This window comes from Luteimonas sp. A482 (genome assembly GCF_054072655.1).
In genome coordinates, this window is the sequence record NZ_JBSVRO010000003.1 from 171,141 (window position 1) to 191,448 (window position 20,308).

General features: G+C 69.7%; 16 protein-coding genes. 7 read left to right on the forward strand and 9 right to left on the reverse strand.

Annotated features, from left to right (window positions below; translation table 11 throughout):
• Positions 1-57: 57 nt before the first annotated feature.
• From ACW5DW_RS11530 to coxB, 5 genes are read right to left on the reverse strand one after another with little or no spacing between them, the layout of a single operon-like run.
• A complete protein-coding gene (locus ACW5DW_RS11530; RefSeq protein WP_457019014.1) occupies positions 58-957 on the reverse strand; it encodes a cytochrome c oxidase subunit 3 in 900 nt (299 codons plus the stop codon).
• Positions 958-982: 25 nt separating this feature from the next.
• A complete protein-coding gene (locus ACW5DW_RS11535) occupies positions 983-1,570 on the reverse strand; it encodes a cytochrome c oxidase assembly protein (protein WP_457019016.1) in 588 nt (195 codons plus the stop codon).
• Complete coding sequence (locus ACW5DW_RS11540) at positions 1,567-1,707, reverse strand: hypothetical protein (protein ID WP_457019276.1); 141 nt, start codon at positions 1,705-1,707, stop codon at positions 1,567-1,569. Before ACW5DW_RS11540 ends, ACW5DW_RS11535 begins: the two co-directional genes overlap by 4 nt.
• Before the next feature lies 1 nt (position 1,708).
• Positions 1,709-3,343, reverse strand: a complete 1,635-nt coding sequence (gene ctaD / locus ACW5DW_RS11545; protein ID WP_457019017.1) for a cytochrome c oxidase subunit I — start codon at positions 3,341-3,343, stop codon at positions 1,709-1,711.
• A gap of 26 nt (positions 3,344-3,369) precedes the next feature.
• Positions 3,370-4,341, reverse strand: a complete 972-nt coding sequence (coxB, locus tag ACW5DW_RS11550; RefSeq protein WP_457019018.1) for a cytochrome c oxidase subunit II — start codon at positions 4,339-4,341, stop codon at positions 3,370-3,372.
• A 568-nt stretch (positions 4,342-4,909) separates the two neighbouring features.
• Between coxB and putA the strand changes: the two genes are divergently transcribed.
• Positions 4,910-8,242 (forward strand): bifunctional proline dehydrogenase/L-glutamate gamma-semialdehyde dehydrogenase PutA, encoded by a 3,333-nt coding sequence (putA, locus tag ACW5DW_RS11555; protein ID WP_457019019.1) that lies wholly within the window; start codon positions 4,910-4,912, stop codon positions 8,240-8,242.
• A 685-nt stretch (positions 8,243-8,927) separates the two neighbouring features.
• Here putA and ACW5DW_RS11560 read toward each other — a convergent pair.
• A complete protein-coding gene (locus ACW5DW_RS11560; RefSeq protein WP_457019020.1) occupies positions 8,928-10,238 on the reverse strand; it encodes an OmpP1/FadL family transporter in 1,311 nt (436 codons plus the stop codon).
• A gap of 207 nt (positions 10,239-10,445) precedes the next feature.
• On the opposite strand from ACW5DW_RS11560, the gene ACW5DW_RS11565 reads away from it, so the two are divergent.
• The 3 genes from ACW5DW_RS11565 to crcB all read left to right on the forward strand — a co-directional run bounded on the left by ACW5DW_RS11565 (position 10,446) and on the right by crcB (position 11,989).
• Positions 10,446-11,138, forward strand: coding sequence for a rhomboid family intramembrane serine protease (locus ACW5DW_RS11565; protein ID WP_457019021.1), 693 nt, complete (start codon positions 10,446-10,448; stop codon positions 11,136-11,138).
• 137 nt (positions 11,139-11,275) lie between these two features.
• Positions 11,276-11,596: a DUF1820 family protein gene (locus ACW5DW_RS11570; protein ID WP_457019022.1), complete on the forward strand. Its 321-nt coding sequence runs from the start codon at positions 11,276-11,278 to the stop codon at positions 11,594-11,596.
• A gap of 3 nt (positions 11,597-11,599) precedes the next feature.
• Positions 11,600-11,989, forward strand: a complete 390-nt coding sequence (gene crcB, locus ACW5DW_RS11575; RefSeq protein ID WP_457019023.1) for a fluoride efflux transporter CrcB — start codon at positions 11,600-11,602, stop codon at positions 11,987-11,989.
• Between the two features lie 377 nt (positions 11,990-12,366).
• Here crcB and ACW5DW_RS11580 read toward each other — a convergent pair whose 3' ends face one another.
• The 3 genes from ACW5DW_RS11580 to gpmI all read right to left on the reverse strand — a co-directional run bounded on the left by ACW5DW_RS11580 (position 12,367) and on the right by gpmI (position 16,935).
• Complete coding sequence (locus ACW5DW_RS11580) at positions 12,367-13,998, reverse strand: S41 family peptidase (RefSeq protein WP_457019024.1); 1,632 nt, start codon at positions 13,996-13,998, stop codon at positions 12,367-12,369.
• A gap of 139 nt (positions 13,999-14,137) precedes the next feature.
• Entirely contained in the window at positions 14,138-15,382 is a 1,245-nt protein-coding gene (locus tag ACW5DW_RS11585; RefSeq protein ID WP_457019026.1) for a murein hydrolase activator EnvC family protein, read from the reverse strand.
• Positions 15,379-16,935 carry a 2,3-bisphosphoglycerate-independent phosphoglycerate mutase gene (gene gpmI / locus ACW5DW_RS11590; RefSeq protein WP_457019027.1) on the reverse strand — a complete coding sequence of 519 codons (1,557 nt, stop codon included), beginning with the start codon at positions 16,933-16,935 and terminating at the stop codon, positions 15,379-15,381. Before gpmI ends, ACW5DW_RS11585 begins: the two co-directional genes overlap by 4 nt.
• 119 nt (positions 16,936-17,054) lie before the next feature.
• Here gpmI and ACW5DW_RS11595 point away from each other — a divergent pair, with 119 nt between their 5' ends.
• From ACW5DW_RS11595 to ACW5DW_RS11605, 3 genes are all read left to right on the forward strand, one after another.
• Positions 17,055-17,729, forward strand: a complete 675-nt coding sequence (locus ACW5DW_RS11595; RefSeq protein WP_457019028.1) for a hypothetical protein — start codon at positions 17,055-17,057, stop codon at positions 17,727-17,729.
• A gap of 153 nt (positions 17,730-17,882) precedes the next feature.
• Positions 17,883-19,571, forward strand: a complete 1,689-nt coding sequence (locus ACW5DW_RS11600) for a M28 family metallopeptidase (protein WP_457019030.1) — start codon at positions 17,883-17,885, stop codon at positions 19,569-19,571.
• 242 nt (positions 19,572-19,813) lie between these two features.
• On the forward strand, positions 19,814-20,212 hold the full coding sequence (locus tag ACW5DW_RS11605; RefSeq protein ID WP_457019032.1) for an MAPEG family protein: 399 nt from the start codon (positions 19,814-19,816) through the stop codon (positions 20,210-20,212).
• The last annotated feature ends 96 nt before the right edge of the window (positions 20,213-20,308 follow it).

Consider the following 20,308-nt stretch of genomic DNA (forward strand, 5'->3'; position numbering starts at 1 on the left):
TTCCCGATCCCGATACGCCTCATGACAGCCGCAGGCTGGTCATTGCGCAGCCTGTCGTCAAAGCACGTAGATGAACAGGAACAGGCCCAGCCACACCACGTCGACGAAGTGCCAGTACCAGGCCACCGCTTCGAAGGCGAAGTGGTTTTCCTTGCTGAAGTGGCCCTTGGCGCAGCGCAGCCACATGATCGCCAGCATGATCGTGCCCAGGGTGACGTGGGCGCCGTGGAAGCCGGTAAGCATGAAGAAGGTCGAGCCGTAGATGCCCGAACCCATCGTCAGGTTGAGATCGCGGTAGGCGTGGACGTATTCCTCGATCTGGAAGAACAGGAACAGGCAGCCCAGCAGCACGGTCAGGCCCAGGAACACCAGCAGCTTGGTCCGCTGCCCGGCACGCAGGGCGTGGTGGGCAATGGTCACGGTGACGCCGGAGGTCAGCAGGATCAGCGTGTTGAGCAGCGGCAGGCCCCAGGCCGGGATGGTCTGGAACTGTCCGCCCACGCCGGCCGGGCCGCTGCTCGGCCAGGCCGAGCTGAAGCCTTCCCACAGCAGGTAGTTGGTCGCCACGCCCTGGCCGGAGCCGCCCAGCCACGGCAGCGCGAACTGGCGGGCATAGAACAGCGCGCCGAAGAAGGCGGCGAAGAACATCACTTCCGAGAAGATGAACCACACCATCCCCAGCCGGAACGAAACGTCGACCTGCTTGTTGTAGTAGCCCGACACCGATTCGAGGATCACGTCGGCGAACCACTTGAACAGGATGAAGGCCAGGCTGGACACGCCTACGAAGAACACCGCGCGGCCCCCGCTGATCTCGCTGAACCAGCTGGCCAGTCCGATCATGGTCAGGAACAGCGCCATCGAGGCGAACAGCGGCCACTTGCTGTGGTGCGGCACGAAGTACGCGATCGGGTCGCTGCCGTGATCGGCTGTGGTGTCAGCGGGGGCCTGGGCCATGGCGAAAAGTCCGGATAGCGGTGGGTCAGGGTGCCGAATGCGGCACGGTGGACGATGGCGCGGCCGCAAGGCGGTCGGTGAGCACATCGTTCTTGAAGAAGGTGTAGGACAGGGTGATCGTGTGGACGTCGCGCGGCAGCGCCGGGTCGATGATGAAGCGCACCGGCAGGTCGCGCGTCTCGCCCGCCTGCAGGGTCTGCGCGGTGAAGCAGAAGCACTCGGTCTTGCTGAAGTAGCCCGACGCCCGCGCCGGCGCCACCGACGGCGTCGCGCTGCCGACGACGGCGCTCTGGCTGGCGTTGTGGGCGGCGTAGGTGGCCTCGTACTGCTCGCCCACGCGCACGCGCATGCGCGCGGCGTTCGGGCGGAAGCCCCAGGGCAGCTTCGAGTTGACCGAGCCGTCGAACTCGACCGTTACCCAGCGGTCGACCGGCACCGCCGAGGTGATCGCCGAAGCGTCGGCGGCGCTGTTGTCCAGGCGGATGCCGAACACCTTCTCGCAGGCGAGGCGGTACAGCGGCACCAGCGAAAAGGTGAAGGCGAATGCGCCCAGCGAGATCCCCAGCAGCTTGAGGATGCCCTTGTTGGACACGTTGCCGCGCGGCGCGCTCATCGTCCGATCACTCCCGAGGCGATGAAGGCGGCGTAGATCGCGAACGCGATGGCGCCAAACAGCAGCGCCGTGCGCACGACGCGGCGGCGGCGCGCGGCTTCATCGGTGGGTCGTTCGGGGCCGTTCATCACCAGCATCTCAATGGCTGATGTCGCCGTGCGCCAGGTCGCCGTCGCGGATCACCGGCGGCGTGGCGAAGGTGTGGTGCGGGGCCGGCGAGGGCACCGTCCACTCCAGGCCGCGCGCCGACTCCCACGGGCGCGCCGGGGCAATCGCGCCCTTCTTCAGCGAGTGGAACAGGATGCCGAACATCAGGAACGGCGTGACGAACATGCCGAATGCGCCGATCGAGCTGACCAGGTTCCAGTCCGCGAACACCACGTTGTAGTCCGGGATGCGGCGCGGCATGCCGGCCAGGCCCAGGAAGTGCTGCGGGAAGAACAGCAGGTTGACGAACACCATCGTCCACCAGAAGTGGAACTTGCCCCAGGCTTCGTTGTACATGCGCCCGCTCCACTTCGGCCACCAGTAGTAGGCCGCGGCGATGATGCCGAACAGCGCGCCGGTCACCAGCACGTAGTGGAAGTGCGCGACCACGAAGTAGGTGTCGTGGTACTGGAAGTCGGCAGGCACGATCGCCAGCATCAGGCCGGAGAAGCCGCCGATGGAGAACAGGACCACGAACGCGATCGACCACAGCATCGGGGTCTCGAAGCTGATCGAGCCGCGCCACATCGTCGACGCCCAGTTGAAGATCTTCACCCCGGTCGGGATCGCGATCAGCATGGTCGCGAACATGAAGTAGATTTCGCCGCCCAGCGGCATGCCCACCGTGAACATGTGGTGCGCCCACACGATGAACGACAGGAACGCGATCGCGGCGGTGGCGTAGACCATCGCCTGGTAGCCGAACAGCGGCTTGCGGCTGAAGGTCGGGATGATCTCGCTGACGATGCCGAACGCCGGCAGGATCATGATGTAGACCTCGGGATGCCCGAAGAACCAGAAGATGTGCTGGTACATCACCGGGTCGCCGCCGCCGGCCGCGTTGAAGAACGAGGTGGCGAAGAACTTGTCGGTCAGCAGCATCGTCACCGCGCCGGCCAGCACCGGCATCACCGCGATCAGCAGGAACGCGGTGATCAGCCAGGTCCAGCAGAAGATCGGCATCTTCAGCAGGTCGATCCCGGGGGCGCGCATGTTGAGGATGGTGGCGATCACGTTGATCGCGCCCATGATCGAGCTGATGCCCATCATGTGGATGGCGAAGATGGTGAACGCCACGTTGTGGCCGCCCTGCAGCGACAGCGGCGGATACAGCGTCCAGCCGCCCGCCGGACCGCCGCCGGGCAGGAACAGGGTCATCAGCAGCATCGCGAAGGCGAACGGCAGGATCCAGAACGACCAGTTGTTCAGCCGCGGCAGCGCCATGTCCGGCGCGCCGATCTGCAGCGGGATCATCCAGTTGGCCAGGCCGACGAAGGCCGGCATCACGCCGCCGAAGATCATCACCAGCGCGTGCATCGACGTCATCTGGTTGAAGAAGTGCGGGCTGACGTGCTGCAGGCCCGGCACCGCCAGCTCGGCGCGGATCACCACGCTCATCGCCGCGCCGATGATGAACATCGTGAAGGAGAACAGCAGGTAGAGCGTGCCGATGTCCTTGTGGTTCGTGGAGAAGAACCAGCGGTCGACGAAGGACTGCTTGTGGCCGTGGTCGTCGTGGTCGACGTGCCCGTGGGGCGCGGCGGCGGGGATCGTGTGCGTGGACATAGGGCGGTCTTGCCTTCGGTATTCGATCAGCCGGCGCTGGCGGCGTCGGCGGGAGCGGCGGCGGGCGCCTGCGGGGCGGCGGGCTCTTCGCCCTGCTGCACGTCATCGACCATGTCGGGATCGACCGAGCGCGGCGCGGTGCCGTCGCCGCCCTCGGGCACCTGCGAGGGTTCGGCCGGGGCCTGGCCCGCGGCCTTCTGCGCGGCCAGCCACTGCGCGAACTCTTCCTTCGGCACGGCCTTGACCACGATCGGCATGAAGCCATGGTCCTTGCCGCACAGCTCGGCGCACTGGCCGCGGTAGATGCCTGGCTCGAAGATTTCGGTCCAGGCCTCGTTGATGATCCCGGGGATGGCGTCCTGCTTCCAACCCAGCGCCGGCACCCACCAGGAGTGGATCACGTCGTCGGCGGTGATCACGAAGCGGATCTTGGTGTCGACCGGGACGACGAGCGGGTTGTCGACGTCCAGCAGGTAGGCCGGATGCGCGTCGAGCTCGGCGCGGGTGGTGTTGCGGTTCTGGCGCAGGCGGTCGCTCTCGCGATCGAGGCGACTGGTGATCTCCACATCCTCGCCCAGGTACTCGTACTTCCACAGCCACTGGACGCCGGTGACCTTGACGGTCATCTCCGACTCGCGGGTGTCGTACATCGCGATCAGCTTGGCGGTGGCCGGTACGGCCATGATCACCAGCAGGATCACCGGGATCACGGTCCACAGGACTTCGAGCTTGGTGCTGTGGGTAAAGCTGGTGTCCGGCACCGCGCCCTTGGAATGGCGGAACTTGAACATCGCGTAGCCCATGGCGATGAACACCACGGCGCCGATGGCCAGGCAGACCCAGAACGCCAGCATGTGCGCCTCGTAGGCGTTTTGCGCCGACGCGGTCACGCCGCGACCCATGTTCAGCTGCCAGCGCTTCGGGTCCGCCGCCATCGCCGCAAGCGGCAACGACGCCAGAACTGCCAATCCCCACCGCGAAAAACGCGCCTGCCTCATGCCTGGACCCCAAATGTCATCGATCGCGGCCTCCCGGCCGCCAGCGAACTGGTAATGAATCGCCGCGGTCGGCCTCGTATCCGGACGGGCGCGCCACGCGATACCGCGTTGCAACGACGCGCATCCGCCTGTGCGAACGCGCGATAACTGCCGAATGGTAGCGGCCGCAGCGCTAGAGGGGCAAGCCGACCGTGCGCAGATGTGCGGAAAATGGCCCGGCCTCGGGGCGCCGACGGCCGACCGCGCGGCGGCGCGGACCCCGGATCATCGTCGGCTTCACGCGACATCGCGCCGCAGCCCGCGCCACGTCGTGCCCTGCGTCCCCGCCTGCGCGCGTGCATGTCGCGGGGCCGCCCGCGCAGGGTGGTTCGACGTCCCCGCACCGCCTTGCCGGCCCCAGCCGGGGCGGTCCACGCCCTCACGCGCCGATTTGCGCAGGTTTGTGCCGGCGCAGGCGCGTGGGCCGCGGGAAACGTTCAATCCGCGCCGGCATGACGGGGCGAGAATGGCGTTCTTCCCGCGCATCGTGCCCGCTCCCGGGCCGCGGCGCCCTGCCTTGGCCCTGCCGATGAATACACCGCCTGTCCCCTCCGCCTCCCCGGCCGCCGCCGATGTTCCGGCGCTGCGCGCCGCGATCACCGCCGCCTGGGCGCTCGACGAGGCCAGCCACGTTGGCGGCATGCTCGCCGTCGCCCGCCAGCCCGCTGCCGGCTGGAGCGAGGCCGATCGCGCCGCGGTGCGCGCCACCGCCACCGACCTGGTGCAGCGGGTGCGCAAGCGCGCCACCGACCAGGGCGCGATCGAGGCCTTCATGCGGCAGTACGATCTGGGCAGCGAGGAAGGCGTGCTGCTGATGTGCGTGGCCGAGGCACTGCTGCGCATTCCAGACGAGGACACCGCCGACCGCCTGATCCGCGACAAGCTCGGCGATGCGGACTGGAAGCGGCATATGGGCCGCTCCGACTCCGTGCTGGTCAACGCCTCGACCTGGGGACTGATGCTGACCGGCCACCTGGTCGACCTGGCCGACGACACCAAGCGCGACGTGCACGGCGCCTTCAAGCGCCTGGTCGGACGCGTCGGCGAGCCGGTGATCCGGCTGGCGGTGCGCCAGGCGATGCGGATCATGGGCCACCAGTTCGTGATGGGGCGCAGCATCGGCGAGGCGCTGGCGCGCTCGCGCAAGGGCGCCAATGCCGCCTACCGCTACTCGTTCGACATGCTGGGCGAGGCGGCGCTGACCGCGCGCGATGCTGACCGCTATCTCAAGGCCTATGGCGACGCGATCGACGCGATCGGCAGCACCGGGCCATTCGTCGACGCCATCACCGCACCCTCGATCTCGGTCAAGCTCTCGGCCCTGCATCCGCGCTACGAGCACGCCAAGCGTGAGCGCGTGCTGGCCGAGCTGGCGCCGCGGCTGCTGCAGCTGGCGCGCCAGGCCCGTGGCCACAACATCGGCCTGACCGTGGATGCGGAAGAAGCCGACCGCCTGGAGCTGTCGCTGGACGTGATCGAAGCGGCGTGGACCGACGTCTCGCTCGAGGGCTGGGACGGCTTCGGCATCGTGGTCCAGGCCTACCAGAAGCGCGCGCCGTTCGTGATCGACTGGGTCGCCGCGCTGGCCCGTCGCCATGGCCGCCGCATCCCGGTGCGGCTGGTCAAGGGCGCGTACTGGGACAGCGAGGTCAAGCGCGCACAGGTCGACGGCCATGCGAGCTACCCGGTGTTCACCCGCAAGCCCAACACCGACGTCAGCTACCTGGCCACCGCGGCGCGGCTGCTGTCGGGCACCGACGCGATCTATCCGATGTTCGCCACGCACAACGCGCAGACGATCGCGGCGATCCATCGCATGGCGCAGGCGCTGCTGCCTGCTTCGCTGCCCTCCTCCGCCTTGCTCCCTTCCCCCGCTCGCGGGGGAAGGGTTGGGGGTGGGGGCGTGTCGGGTGCGTCGCGACCTGAAGTGCCCCCATCCGCCCCTTCGGGGCGACTTCCCCCGCAGGCGGGGGAAGTGCCGACACATCGTTTTGAATTCCAGAAGCTGCACGGCATGGGCGACGACCTCTACGCCGAGGTGATCCCGGCCGACCGGCTCGACGTGCCCTGCCGCGTGTACGCGCCGGTGGGCTCGCACGAGGACCTGCTGCCCTACCTGGTGCGGCGCCTGCTGGAGAACGGCGCCAACTCCAGCTTCGTCAACCGGATCAGCGACGAAGATGTTTCGATCGACGATCTGGTGCGCGATCCGGTCGAGGTCGTGTCCGGCTTCGACGTCATCCCGCATCCCCGCATCCCGCTGCCGGTCGATCTGTATCGCAGCTTCGGCATTGAAAGGAGCAACTCCATGGGCGTGAACCTCGCCGACGACGACCAGCTGCGCAGCCTGGCCGCGCAGATCGATGCCGCGGCCGCCGACTGGCGCGCCGGCCCGCTGGTGCCGGGCGCGCAGGTGTCCGGCCCCGAAATCACGGTGACCAATCCGGCCGACCGGCGCCAGCGCGTGGGCCAGTGGCAGGCCGCCGATGCCGCCACCGTCGAGCGCGCGCTGGCCAATGCAGTGGCCGCGCAGCCGGGCTGGGACGCCACGCCGGCCGCCTCGCGCGCGACGATCCTGGAACACGCGGCCGACCTGCTCGAGCAGCGCATGCCGCAGTACATCGCGCTGTGCACCAGGGAAGCGGGCAAGACCATTCCCGACGGCGTGGCCGAGGTGCGCGAGGCGGTCGACTTCCTGCGCTACTACGCCGCCCAGGCGCGTCAGCTGTTCACGCCCGAGGCGCTGCCCGGCCCGACCGGCGAATCCAACACCCTGCAGCTGGGCGGGCGCGGCGTGTTCGTCTGCATCAGCCCCTGGAACTTCCCGCTGGCGATCTTCGCCGGCCAGGTCGCCGCGGCGCTGGCCGCCGGCAACGCGGTGATCGCCAAGCCGGCCGAGCAGACCAACCTGGTCGGCTGGCACGCGGTGACATTGCTACACGAGGCCGGGATTCCGGCGCAGGTGCTGCAGTTCGTGCCCGGCGACGGCGCCACCGTGGGCGCGGCGCTGACCTCCGATCCGCGCGTGGCCGGCGTGGCCTTCACCGGCTCGACCGACACCGCGCGCGCGATCAACCGCGCCATGGCCGCGCGCGATGCCGCGATCGGCGTGCTGATCGCGGAAACCGGCGGCCAGAACGCGCTGATCGCCGACTCGTCCGCGCTGCCCGAGCAACTGGTCAAGGACGCGCTGGCCTCGGCCTTCACCTCGGCCGGCCAGCGCTGCTCGGCCGCACGCGTGCTGTTCGTGCAGGCCGATATCGCCGACAAGGTGATCGAGATGATCGGCGGCGCGATGGCCGAGCTCAGCGTCGGCGACCCGGCGCTGCTGTCGACCGACGTCGGCCCGGTGATCGACACCGATGCCAAGTGCCAGCTCGACGAGCACGCCGGCCGCATGCAGGCCCAGGCGCGCCTGATCGCCGAGGCGCCGCTGGGCGCCGGCACCGGACACGGCACCTTCTTTGCGCCGCGCGCCTGGGAGCTGGACTCGCTCTCGCAGCTGACCCGCGAGAACTTCGGCCCGGCCCTGCACGTGATCCGCTGGAAGGCCAGCGAGCTCGACGCGGTGGTCGACGCGATCAACGCAACCGGCTTCGGCCTGACCCTGGGCATCCACTCGCGCATCGACCAGACGGTAGAGCGCATCGTGCAGCGCGCGAAGGTGGGCAATGTCTACGTCAACCGCAACCAGATCGGCGCGGTGGTCGGCGTGCAGCCCTTCGGCGGCCAGAACCAGTCCGGCACCGGCCCCAAGGCCGGCGGCCCCCACTACCTGCCGCGCTTCGCCACCGAGAAGACCGTGACCATCAACACCACCGCCGCCGGCGGCAACGCCTCGTTGCTGACGTTGGGTGAGTAGCTGCCGCTTGCGCGGCACTGCCGCGCGCAGCTACGAACGCCCGCTGCGCTGCAGCGGGCCGGACGCTTGGCGCGTTCAAGGAGCACGGCTGCGTACGCCTACGAACGCCCGCCGTGCTTCGGCGGGCCGGACGCTTGGCGCGTTCACCAGGCACTGCCGCGCGAACGTCCGTCACGGCTGACTGCGCGCCACACCGCAAAAAAAGGTTCTTCTCCCATTCGAGGGGACTCGGCCGGATTGCAACCTCTAGATCAGGCCTGCGGCCGGGGTCGTCCCAGGCCGGGGGTTGCTCCTCGGCTCGGTCAGCCATCCATGGCTGACTCGCCGCCGCAGCGCATCCATGCGCTGCTTTCCGCAACCCCCGCCCCGGGACGACCATCGCCCAATCACTGGCGTGGCTTCGAAAAGATCCCACCGAAGCATCGCAGCTCCAGTCGCAGTGAGTCGTGCCCTGGCGACCGGGGGTCGCGGGAAGCAAAACATGGATGTTTTGCGCGCGAGTCAGGACAGGATGTCCTGACCGAGGGAAAAGCGATCCCCGGTCGACAGGGCGCGGCGTCGATCCGAAACCCCGACGTGGCGCTTCCTCCCCTGTTGCCTCCAGCTTCCTCTCGAATAGGAGAAGAACCATAAAAAAAGCCCCGCCGAAGCGGGGCTTTTCCATGCAGCAGTTTGTCGCGGAAAATCAGAAGCGATACTGCGCCGAAACACCGAACAGATTGGCGCTGCCGTCGAACGGGCCGACGATGCGGGCGCCGTTGTTGGCCACGGTCGCGTCGATCTTCGGGTCGTCCGGCTTGATGTGCGTGAACGCGAAGTTGACGTCCAGCGCATCGCTGAATGCCCAGGTGGCGCCGATCGAGTACCAGCGGCGATCGTCGTCGGGCAGGCGCGGGGTGCGGTGCACGAGGCTGGTCGGGGTCTGGTCGTCGGCGATGCCGCCGCGCAGGGTCCAGCTGTCGTTGAGCTTGTACTCGGCGCCGATCGAGGCGAAGGTCGAATCGCTCCACTCGAAGGGCTCGACCGCGTCCGGATCGGGGTTGTCGAACTGGACGCGGACCTCTTGCAGCGACGACCAGCCGGTCTCGGCAAAGGTGGCCGACAGCGCGAGGCGATCGTTGACCTGCCAGTTGGCGCCGATGGTCAGCACCGACGGCGTGGTCAGGGCAGCGCCGCCGGGGCCGGTGCGGTACAGCGGCTGGGTCAGCGGATTGCCGTCAAGCGCACCACGCACGTTGCCCGGCACGTCCCACTGGGCGGTGCCATTGAGTTCGTAGTCGATCTCCGAACGGTAGCTCACGCCGAAGGCGACGCTGTCGGTCGGACGGAAGTGCGCACCGACCAGCCAGCCGAAGCTGTTGTCGTCGCCCTGGATCTCGACGAAGCCGTCGGCTGCCTGCGGCGCGCCGAGCGCGGCGCCGAAATCGACCGACTTGGACAGGGTCACGTCCGCGCGCGAGACGATCGCGCCGATGCCGACCGAGAAACGGTCGGTGATGTCGATCGCGCCCGACATGGTCAGGTCGACGATGCGCATGTCGGAGGTGTGGGCGAAGTAGCGGCCCACCCAGTTGTCTTCGTATTCGGTCTTCAGGCCGAACGGTGCGCTGATCATCGCGCCCACGGCGGCGCCGTTGTCGAGCTTGCGGATGTAGGACATCGCCGGGACCGGGGTCACGGCGCCGGCGTTGCCGCCGTTGCTGCCGGTCATCGGGCGGCCCAGGGCGTCGGTGGCGGTGCCTTCGAACTCGTAGTTGAGGTCGATCGCGGTCAGGTCGGCCTGGAAGGTGTTGCCCTCGAACTGGGTCATCACCGCCGGGTTGTTGACCACCACCGAGGAGTCGCCGGTCTTGGCGGCGGTGCCGGCGAAGGCGCTGCCCATCGACTTGACGCTGTTTTCCTTGAGCTGGAAGCCGGCGGCCTGGACGTTGGAAGCGAAGGCCATGGCGCCGGCGATGCCGAGTGCCAGGACGGTGACGTGGGGAATCTTGCGCATTGCGGGGGTCTCTCCGGTGACGGGATGTGCTGCGTCGCAGTGCTGGCGGGCTGTGTTGCCCGTCTTGCCTCCCGGAACTCGCCCTCCCGGACCCACGACGCGGCGCGCACTATACCGTACTGCAGCGTGTGGTGAATGTGCGTTCCGGCACGCGACACGGGGACGCTGCGTTGCGCCTGGCGCGGCGCGAGCGGGTAATCTGCCCCCATGTTCGTGTCCGTCCCCACCCGTACCCGTGCCCAGTTGCGCTGGGCCACGCCGCTGCTGGCTGCGGCCCTGTGGGCGGCCTTCGTGTGGGCGATCTCGCGCTCGGACGCCTCCCAGCGCGCGCTGATGCTCGAGTGGGGGGCGCTGACCGGGGGTCCGGCCGGCGCCGACCTCTGGCAGCCGTGGATGGACGGCGGCCACTGGCTGCGCCTGCTCAGCGCGCTGTTCCTGCACGCGGACTGGGCCCACCTGCTCGGCAACCTGGTGTTCCTGCTGATCTTCGGCCTGCCCGCCGAGCGGGTGATGGGCCCCTGGCGCTTCCTGGCGCTGTTCTTCGTGGGCGGCGCGCTGGCCAACCTGTTCGCGGTGCTGGTGATCGGCGCGCCCGACCGCCTGATCATTGGCGCCAGCGGCGCGGTCTCGGCCCTGATCGGGGCCTACCTGGCGCTGTTCCCGCAGGCGCGGCTGGGCGTGGTGGTGCCGCTGGGACTGTTTCTGGAGTTCGTGCGCGCTCCGGCTTCTCTGCTGATCGGGGTCTGGGCGGCGCTGCAGATCGTGTTTGCCTACATCGGCCCGGCCTTCGGCGCGGTCGCCTGGGCGGCGCATGCGGCCGGCTTCCTGTTCGGGATCGTGTTCGCGATCGCCTCGCGCGGCGCCATCGCAAAGCGGCTGCGGCGGTTGAAGGGATATTGATGGCGTCGGGATGAGGGCGGCCGTTGCCGGCATGGACTTGCCAAGTGCCCGAGGCACCCTCACCTTCAGGTCGGATCCGCTCCAAACACCAACCCACCGCTTATTCACCCTTGACCCGCTTCCCGCCCCCGAATCCCATGTCCAAACCGCTCTACAAGGTCAGCTTCCTCAACCTCGGCAAGGTCTACGAGCTGTACGCGCGGCGCGTGGACAGCGGCCGGCTGTGGGGCTTCGTCGAGGTCGCCGACCTGGTGTTCGACGTGCACGCCGGGCTGGTGGTCGACCCGACCGAAGAGCGCCTGCGCGACGAGTTCGGCAATACCCGCGCCCTGCACCTGCCGATGCAGGCGATCGTGCGCGTCGAGGAAGTGGAGAAGAAGGGCCAGTCGGCGATCCGCGACGCCCAATCGGGCGAGAAGGTCGTCACCCCGTTCCCGCTGCCTGCGAAGCCGCGCTAGCCGATGGGGCTGCAGGCGATCGCGCTGGTTGGCCTGGGCGGCGCTGTCGGTTCGATCGCGCGCCATCTGCTGGCGACATGGACGATGCAGGCGACCGCGCCACAGAAATTCCCGCTCGGCACCTTCGCCGTGAACCTGCTCGGCTGCCTGGCCGCCGGCCTGCTGGCCGGATGGGCCGAGCGCCATCCCGGCTGGCTGTCGCCCGAGCTGCGCCTGCTGTTGCTGGTCGGGGTGCTGGGCGGCTTCACCACGTTCTCCGCCTTCGGGCTGGAAACCGCGCAGTTGCTGCGCCGCGGCGACTGGCTGGTTGCCGGCGGCTACGTCTGCGGCAGCGTGCTGCTGGGCCTGGCCCTGGTGCTGCTGGGCTTCCGCCTGGCGGGCCCCGCGGGCTGAGCGCTGGCGGCTACGGGGTGGTGGCGCCGCGCATGCCGCGCATGCCGCCTCACGCCTCACGCCTCACGCCTCACGCCTGCAGCGCTAACACGCCTGCGCACCACAGCCTGTCATTTCGACCGCAGGGAGAAATCCCTGCAGATGGCAGTGTCCCACCTCACGCGCTGATGCCTCTCGCAGCGGAAGGCTGACCGGGAACCGCGGACGCGCCGGCGGGAGATTTCTCCCTGCGGTCGAAATGACAGTGAAATTCGTGTTCGAGAGAACTTGCTTGTGAGACTTCGCCATCGAAATGACAGTGGAACTTGCGTCCGACAGGACAGTGGGACGCTGCCGTCGAAGTGACAGCGGGCTGGGCCCTGGCGCAGCGGCCGGGTCTAGTCGCGCGTGGCTGCCGGCGCCGCCGGTGCGGTGGCTGCACCGGCCCGCATCTTCTTCAGCTCCGCGAGCGCGGCCTGGATCGGGGCTTCGCCGGGCAGCACGTCACCGGCGGTCGCGCCTTCCTCTTCGTCGCCGCGCAGGTGGCCGGGCAGGGTCGCCTCGGTGTGCCTCGGCACCGCGGCGCCTTCCGCATCGGTCTTCTCGGGCGTAAGCACGACGTCCGGATCGATGCCGCGGGCCTGGATCGAGCGGCCGCTGGGCGTGTAGTAGCGCGCGGTGGTGAGCTTGACCGCGTCGCCGTTGCCCAGCGGCAGCAGGGTCTGCACCGAGCCCTTGCCGAAGCTGCGGCTGCCGACGATGCGCGCGCGGCCGTTGTCGTGCAGGGCGCCAGCCAGCACCTCCGAGGCGCTGGCCGAACCGACGTCGATCAGCACCACCACCGGCGCGCCCTGCAGCAGGTCGCCCGGGGTGGCGTTGAACTCGGTGTCGTTGGCGTCGATGCGGCCGCGGGTGCTGACGATGCCGCCCTTCTCCAGCAGGTCGTCGGCCACGCGCACGGCCGCGGTGAGCAGCCCGCCAGGATTGCTGCGCAGGTCGAGCACCAGCCCCTGGAGGCGGCCACCAGCCTCGTCGCGCAGACGCGCAACGGTGCGCGAGAAGTCCTCGCCGGTTTCGACCTGGAAGGCGCTGAGGCGCACGTAACCGTAGCCCGGCTCGAGCATGTGCCCGCGCACGCTGGCCACGCGGATGGTTTCGCGTCGCACGGTGATGTCCAGCGGCCGCGGTTCGCCTTCGCGCAGCACGCCCAGCACCAGGCTGGTGCCCGGCGGCCCGCGCAACGGGCCGCCACCTTCGGCGTCGGATGACGTCAGCGGCCGGCCATCGACCGAGACGATGGTGTCGCCGGCGCGGATGCCGGCCTTGGCCGCGGGGGTGTCGTCGATCGGTGCGATCACCCGAACCTTGCCGTCGGGCAGCTGCATCACCTCCACGCCGATGCCGTCGTAGGCGCCGGTGGTGCCCTCGTTGAAGGCCTCGGCGGCGCTCTTTTCCAGATAGGCGCTGTGCGGGTCGAGGTCGAGCAGCAGCCCGCGGATGGCGGAGTCCATCAGCTTGCGGTCGTCGACCGGATCGACGTAGCCGCCGCGGATCGCGTTGAACAGGCCCACGTAGCGGCGGATCTCCTCCAGCGGCACGCGGGTGGTGGCGCTTTCGACGGCGTCGGGATCGTCGCTGGGGCCGGAGACGCCTTCATCGGGTGTCTGCGCGTCGGGAGCGGGAGCGGGCTCCTGCAGGTCCTGCGGGTCTTGGGCCTCCTGCGGGTCCTGCGGGTCCTGCGGGTCTTGGGCCTCCTGCGGGTCCTGAGCCTCCTGGGCCTCTTGGGCCTCCTGCGGGCCTTGCGCTTCCTGCGCTTCCTGTTCCTTCTGGACCTGGGGTTCGGGCTCCTGCGCCTGTGGCGCCGGTGCTTCGGGAGCGGCCTGCGCCCCGGCGTCCGCCGGATCGACAGCGGCCGGCGCGTTTGGCGCGCCAACCTGCGTGGCGGCCTCCGCTTCCTGCGCCAGGGCGGGCGACACGGCCAGCGCCAGCGGCAGCAGGACAAGGAGCAGCGGCGAGGTGCGGACGGGCATGCAGGAACTCCGGAAGGGAACGGCTCGGCCCGGCGGGGCGGCCGCCCGATTATGCGGGCGCGTCAGAGGTTTTCGTGAAGCGGGACTGGCTGCGTGCGCGGGCAGTCGCTCCCATCTCTGCCCGGGCACGGCGAACGACTCAGCGACGCTGCAGGAAGCTCGATGGATTCACCGGCTGGCCGTTGCGGCGCAGCTCGAAGTACAGCGCCGGCTGGCCCTGGCCGCCGGAGTTGCCGACGGTGGCGACCGCATCGCCACGTTTGACCGGGGTGCCGGCCTCCTTGAGCAGCGTCTCGCAGTGTGCGTACAGGCTCATCGCGCCGTTGCCGTGGTCGACGATCAGGATCATGCCGTAGCCGGTCATCCATTCGGCGAAGACCACCGTGCCGTCGGCGACGGCCTGCACCCGGGTACCGGTCGGGGCGCCGATCAGCACGCCGCTGCTGCTGCGCCCGTCGGGCATGCGCCCGCCATAGTTGGCCAGCAGTGCGCCCGACAGCGGCCAGCCCAGGCCACCCACCTGGATCGGCGGCGTGCGCGCGACTGCGGGTGCGGGGCTGCGCGTCGCGCGCGGAGCGGTGCCGGCCGATTGGCGCCGCGCCGCGCGCTCGGCCGCAGCGCGGCGCTCGGCTTCGGCCTTGGCCGCAGCCGCCCGCAGTCTTGCCAGCAGGCGTTCGAGCGATTTCGCATCGCGTCCCAGCGCCTGCTCACGCGAGCTGCGGTCGCGGTAGCGGCGGTCGAGCTGGGCCACCGCCTGCGCGTGCTTGCGGCGGTCGCCATCGAGCGCGGCCACCTGCGCGCGCTGCTGCTCGCGGGACTGCTCCAGCGCCGCCCGCCGGTCGGCGATGTCGCGCTCGAGCGCGTCGAGTTCGGCCAGCTCCTGGCGCAGCGCATCGATGCGTTCGGCGCGCTGGCGCTGCAGGTAGCGGTGATAGGTCAGCGCGCGGCTGGCGTCGGCCACCTGGTCCTGCGCCAGCAGCAGCTTCAGCGGCGCCGCGCTGCCGGTGGCGTAGACCGAGCGCAGCAGCGCGTGCAATTCGTCACGCTGCGCGTCGGCGCGCGCCTGCAGCGCATCGCGCCTGCCGGCCAGCTCCGCGAGCGTCGCCTGCTGCCGCGCCAGCTCGGCCTCGGTGTCGCGCAGCGTGCGCGCCGAGCGTGCGACCTGCTCATCGGCCGTGCGCAGCTGCCGGGCGGCGTTACCGCGCTCGCCTTCGAGCCGGCGGCGCTCGCTGGCGACAGCGCCAAGCTCCTTGCGCACGCGCTCGAGCCGGCGCTCGGCCTCGCGGCTGCCCTGCTGTGCCAGGGCGACGGGCGCCGGGGCGAGCGCGGCGGCGAGCAGCGCCAGCGCCGCGCACGCCAGCCGCACGCGCGCCGCATGGATCATCCCTTGCCGGCCAGCAGGGTCGATCCGGTCATCTCGGCAGGCTGGTCGACGCCGAGCAGGTCGAGGATCGTCGGCGCCAGGTCGCGCAATGCACCGCCGCTGCGCAAGCCCGCGGCACGGCTGCCGACGTAGACCAGGTCGACCGGCCCGACCGTATGCGAGGTGTGCGGCTCGCCCGTCACCGGGTCGCGCATCATTTCGCAGTTGCCGTGGTCGGCGGTGACCAGCAGTTCGCCGCCCTTGGCGCGCACCGCGGCGATGATCTCGCCCACCGCGCGGTCGACGGTTTCCACCGCCGTGATCGCCGCCGACAGCACGCCGGTATGGCCAACCATGTCGGGATTGGCGAAGTTGCACAGGATGACGTCGAAGCGCTCTGCCTCGACCGCCTCGACGAGTCTTGCGCAGACTTCCGGCGCGCTCATTTCGGGCTGCAGGTCATAGGTGGCGACCCTGGGACTGGGCACCAGGATGCGTTCCTCGCCCGGATACGGCTGCTCGCGACCACCGCTGAGGAAGAAGGTGACGTGCGCGTACTTCTCGGTCTCGGCGATGCGCAGCTGGGTCAGGCCGCGCGCGCCCAGCACTTCGCCCAGGGTGTTGGCGAGGTTGTCGGGGGCGAAGGCAAGCGGCGCCGGCAGGCTGGCGTCGTATTCGGTCAGGCAGGTGTAGCGCGCGAGCGCCGGGCGCCGCACGCCCGCGCCGAAGCCCTTGAAATCCGGCGCCACGAATGCCGCGCTGAGCTGGCGCGCGCGGTCGGCGCGGAAGTTCATGAACACGATCGCGTCGCCGTCGCAGATCGGCTGCGCGCCGGCCAGCGCGGTCGGGGCGACGAACTCGTCGTTCTCGCCGCGCGCGTAGGCGGCCTGCAGCGCCGACAGTGCGTCGGGCGCGTCGCCCTGCGCTTCGACGACCGCATCCCAGGCCAGGCGCACGCGCTCCCAGCGCTGGTCGCGGTCCATGGCGTAGTAGCGGCCGGACACGCTGGCGATGCGCGCGTTGCCGAGCGCGTCGCACTTGTCCTGCAGCGCGCGCAAGCTGGGCTGCGCCGAGCGCGGCGGCATGTCGCGGCCGTCGAGGAAGGCGTGCACCGCCACCCGCGGCACGCCGCGGCGCGCGGCCAGCTCGAGCATCGCGAAGACGTGCCGTTCGTGGCTGTGCACGCCGCCCGGCGAGAGCAGGCCCATCACGTGCAGGGTGCCGCCGCTGGCCAGCACCGTGTCGCAGGCCGTCTGGAGTTCGGCATTGGCGAAGAAGCTGCCGTCCTCGATCGCCGCGTCGATGCGCGTCAGGTCCTGGTAGACGATGCGGCCGGCGCCGATGTTCATGTGGCCGACTTCGGAATTGCCCATCTGCCCGTCCGGCAGACCGACGTGGCGGCCCTCGGTGTGGATCAGCGTGGTCGGGTGCTCGGCCAGCAGGCGTCGCCAGTTGGGCACATTGGCCAGCGCGATGGCGTTGTCGTGCGGATCGTCGCGGTGTCCCCAGCCATCGAGGATCAGCAGCACGACGGGCCTGGGGCGCGGAGCGGGCGTAGCGGAAGCGGCTGGCACGGACGGGAGTCCCGGTGACTTTCGACCGGTGCGATTGTAGCCAAGCGGGCGCAAGCTGTCGGGGACGCAAACAGCCAACGCAACCGTTGCAGCGGCAACCGCGCCCGGAGGATCCCCCCATGTCACGCACCCGCCTGTCCCTTTCCCTGGCCCTGCTCGCCCTGCTGTGCGCGCCGCCGGTGCTGGCGCAGCAGGACATCAGCAAGGTCAACGGCGGCATCACTGCCCAGGCGGGCCGCCCCTATGGCGACGTGGACACGGTGAACGGCAGCATCACCATCGAAAGCGGCGCCATCGTGAAGGACGCCGAGACCGTGAACGGCAGCATCCGCGCCGCCGACGACATCCACGCAGACAGCCTGTCCACCGTCAATGGCAGCATCCGCGTCGGCGAGCGCGCAACGGTGCGCGACAGCGTGGAAACGGTGAACGGCAGCATCTTCGTCGGTGCGGGCGGCCGCATCGGCGGCAACGTCGAGACCGTGAACGGCGCGATCGGGCTGGTCGATGTCGACCTGGCCGGCGGCATCGAGACGGTGAGCGGCGATATCACCGTCGGGGTCGGTTCGCACGTGGCCGGCGGGCTCAGGATCGACAAGCCGTCGGCGAACTGGTTTCCGGTGCAGGTCAGCAAGCGCAAGCCGAAGATCGTGGTCGGCCCCGGCGCCGTGGTCGAGGGCGAGCTGAAGTTCGAGCGCGAGGTCACGCTGTACGTGCACGACACTGCACGCATCGGCAAGGTCACCGGCGCCACGCCCGTGGCCTACAGCACGGCGCGCTCGCCCGCGGACTGAGAAGCGAGAGGCGAGGGGTCGGACTCGACTTTCCCCCGGGATGGGTCGGACGGCGAGCATAGGGTGGGAAAGTCGACTCTGACCCCGGTGCCGGGCAGCCGCCGGCGCCGGCCGCGTAGAATCAGCCGCACTGCTTTCCCTGGAGTTTCCCGAATGCGTTCAACCCTGATCCTCGCCTGCGTCGGCAGCCTGCTGCTGGCCGCCTGCAGCCGGGAGCCTGCAGCGCCAGCCGGCGATGCCGCGGCGCCCGCCGCCGCGCCGACGGCCGACCACGTCTTCAAGCCCGCGATCGACGCCGACGACCTGCAGACGCTGATTTCCACCCTCGCCTCCGACGAATTCGAGGGCCGCGCCCCCGGTTCGGCCGGCGAGGAGAAGACGGTCGAGTACATCAAGGCGCAGTACGAACGCATCGGCCTGCGGCCCGGCGGCGACAACGACAGCTTCTTCCAGACCGTGCCCATGGTCGAAACCACCGCCGACGAATCGACGGTGCTGCAGCTCGACAGCAACGGCACTGCGCGCGAACTGAAGTTCGGGCCGGAGATGGTGATCGGCACCCGCACCGGCCAGGCCGAGGTGTCGGTCAAGGACAGCGAGCTGGTGTTCGTCGGCTACGGCGTCAACGCGCCCGAGCAGGACTGGAACGACTACGCCGGCCTCGACGTCAAGGGCAAGACCGTGGTGATCCTTGTCAACGACCCGGGCTTCCATGCCAACGACGAGTCGCTGTTCGACGGCAACCGCATGACCTATTACGGGCGCTGGACCTACAAGTTCGAGGAGGCCGCCCGCCAGGGCGCCGCCGCGGCGCTGATCATCCATGACGAGGCCGGTGCGTCCTACGGCTGGGACGTGGTCAAGAACTCCTGGTCGGGCCCGCAGTTCGACCTGCGCGCCGAGGACGATCCGGACCCGCGCCTGCCCGCGCAGGGCTGGATCAGCGGCGACGTCGCGCGCCAGCTGTTCTCCGAGTCCGGGCTGGAGCTGCAGGACATGTACGCCGCCGCCAACCGCCGCGGCTTCACCTCGGTGCCGCTCAAGGCCAAGGTCTCGTTCGACCTGCGCAGCACGGTCAGCGAGAAGTCCTCGCGCAATGTGATCGGCTACATCCCCGGCACCGAGGCGCCTGAGGAAACCGTGATCTACCTCGCCCACTGGGACCACCTGGGCAAGCACGAGGGCGAAGGCGACACGATCTACAACGGTGCGGTCGACAACGCCACCGGCGTGGCCGGCATCATCGAGATCGCCGAGAAGTTCGTGACCGCGCCACCGCGGCGTTCGGTGGTGTTCCTGGCGGTGACGCTGGAGGAGTCGGGCCTGCTCGGCTCCAAGTACTACGTCGCGCAGCCCTCGTTCCCGCTGGAGAAGACGGTGGGCGTGGTCAACCTCGACGCGATGAGCGTCGGCGGCCGCGCGCGTGACGTTGTGGTCACCGGCAAGGGCAACTCCGAGCTGGAGGACATCCTGCTCACCCACGCCACCGGCCAGCAGCGCACGCTGGTGGAGGAAGGCAACCCGGCCGGCGGCTTCTACTTCCGCTCCGACCACTTCAACTTCGCCAAGGCCGGGGTGCCGGCGCTGTATGCCAAGGGCGGCAGCGACCTGCTCGAGGGTGGCGCGGATGCCGGCAAGCTGGTCGGCGAGGACTACGCGCGCCGCTACCACCAGCCCAGCGACGAGGTCCACGACGGCTGGCGCTTCGACGGCATCGCCGAGGACCTGGAACTGCTGCACGCGGTGGGCCAGGAACTGGCCGCCGGCGAGACCTGGCCGAACTGGTACGAAGGCAATCCGTTCAAGGCCGCACGCGACACCCAGCGGGCGGCGGTGGAGTAGGCGCTCGCGGGATGCATTGATTGCGTTTCACTGGAACGGCGCCGCGAGGCGCCGTTCCTGTTTTTGTCGAGTCGGTGGCCCCCACCCCGGCCCTCCCCCGCAGGCGGAGGAGGGGGAAAAGCCGATCCCACGCCGAGCCTGTACTTGCTCCCTCCCGCCTGCGGGGGAGGGTTGGGGTGGGGGCCGGGAGCACGTCGCGGCCGACCTGCCCTACCCTGCACTCCCCCACCCAGGAGACCGCCATGACCCTCGCCACCGCCTACTGGTGCGTGCTGATCGCCGCGCTGCTGCCCTACATCTGGATCGGCTTCGCCAAGACCGGCGCGCAGAAGTACAACAACCGCAATCCGCGCGCCTGGATGGCCAAGCAGGACGGCAACTACCGGGTGCAGCGCGCGAACGCCGCGCACCTGAATGCGTTCGAGGCCTTCGCGCCATTCGCGGCCGGCGTGGTCATGGCGCAGCTGGCCGGCGTGACCGCCGCCACCATCGCGATGCTCGCGCTCGCCTTCATCGTGCTGCGCGTGCTGCACGGCGTGTTCTACCTTGCCGACATCGCGCTGGCGCGCAGCCTGGTGTGGCTGGGCGGCTACGGCTGCGCGATTGCGCTGCTGGTGCTGGCGGCGATGCGGGTGGGCTGAGGCAGTCGCTTTCCGACGCTGCCAGTCGGCTATTCACTGGCGTCAGCCGTGGCGACGGCATCATCTGCCGGCCGTCGGCGCGTCGCTCGCAGCGCG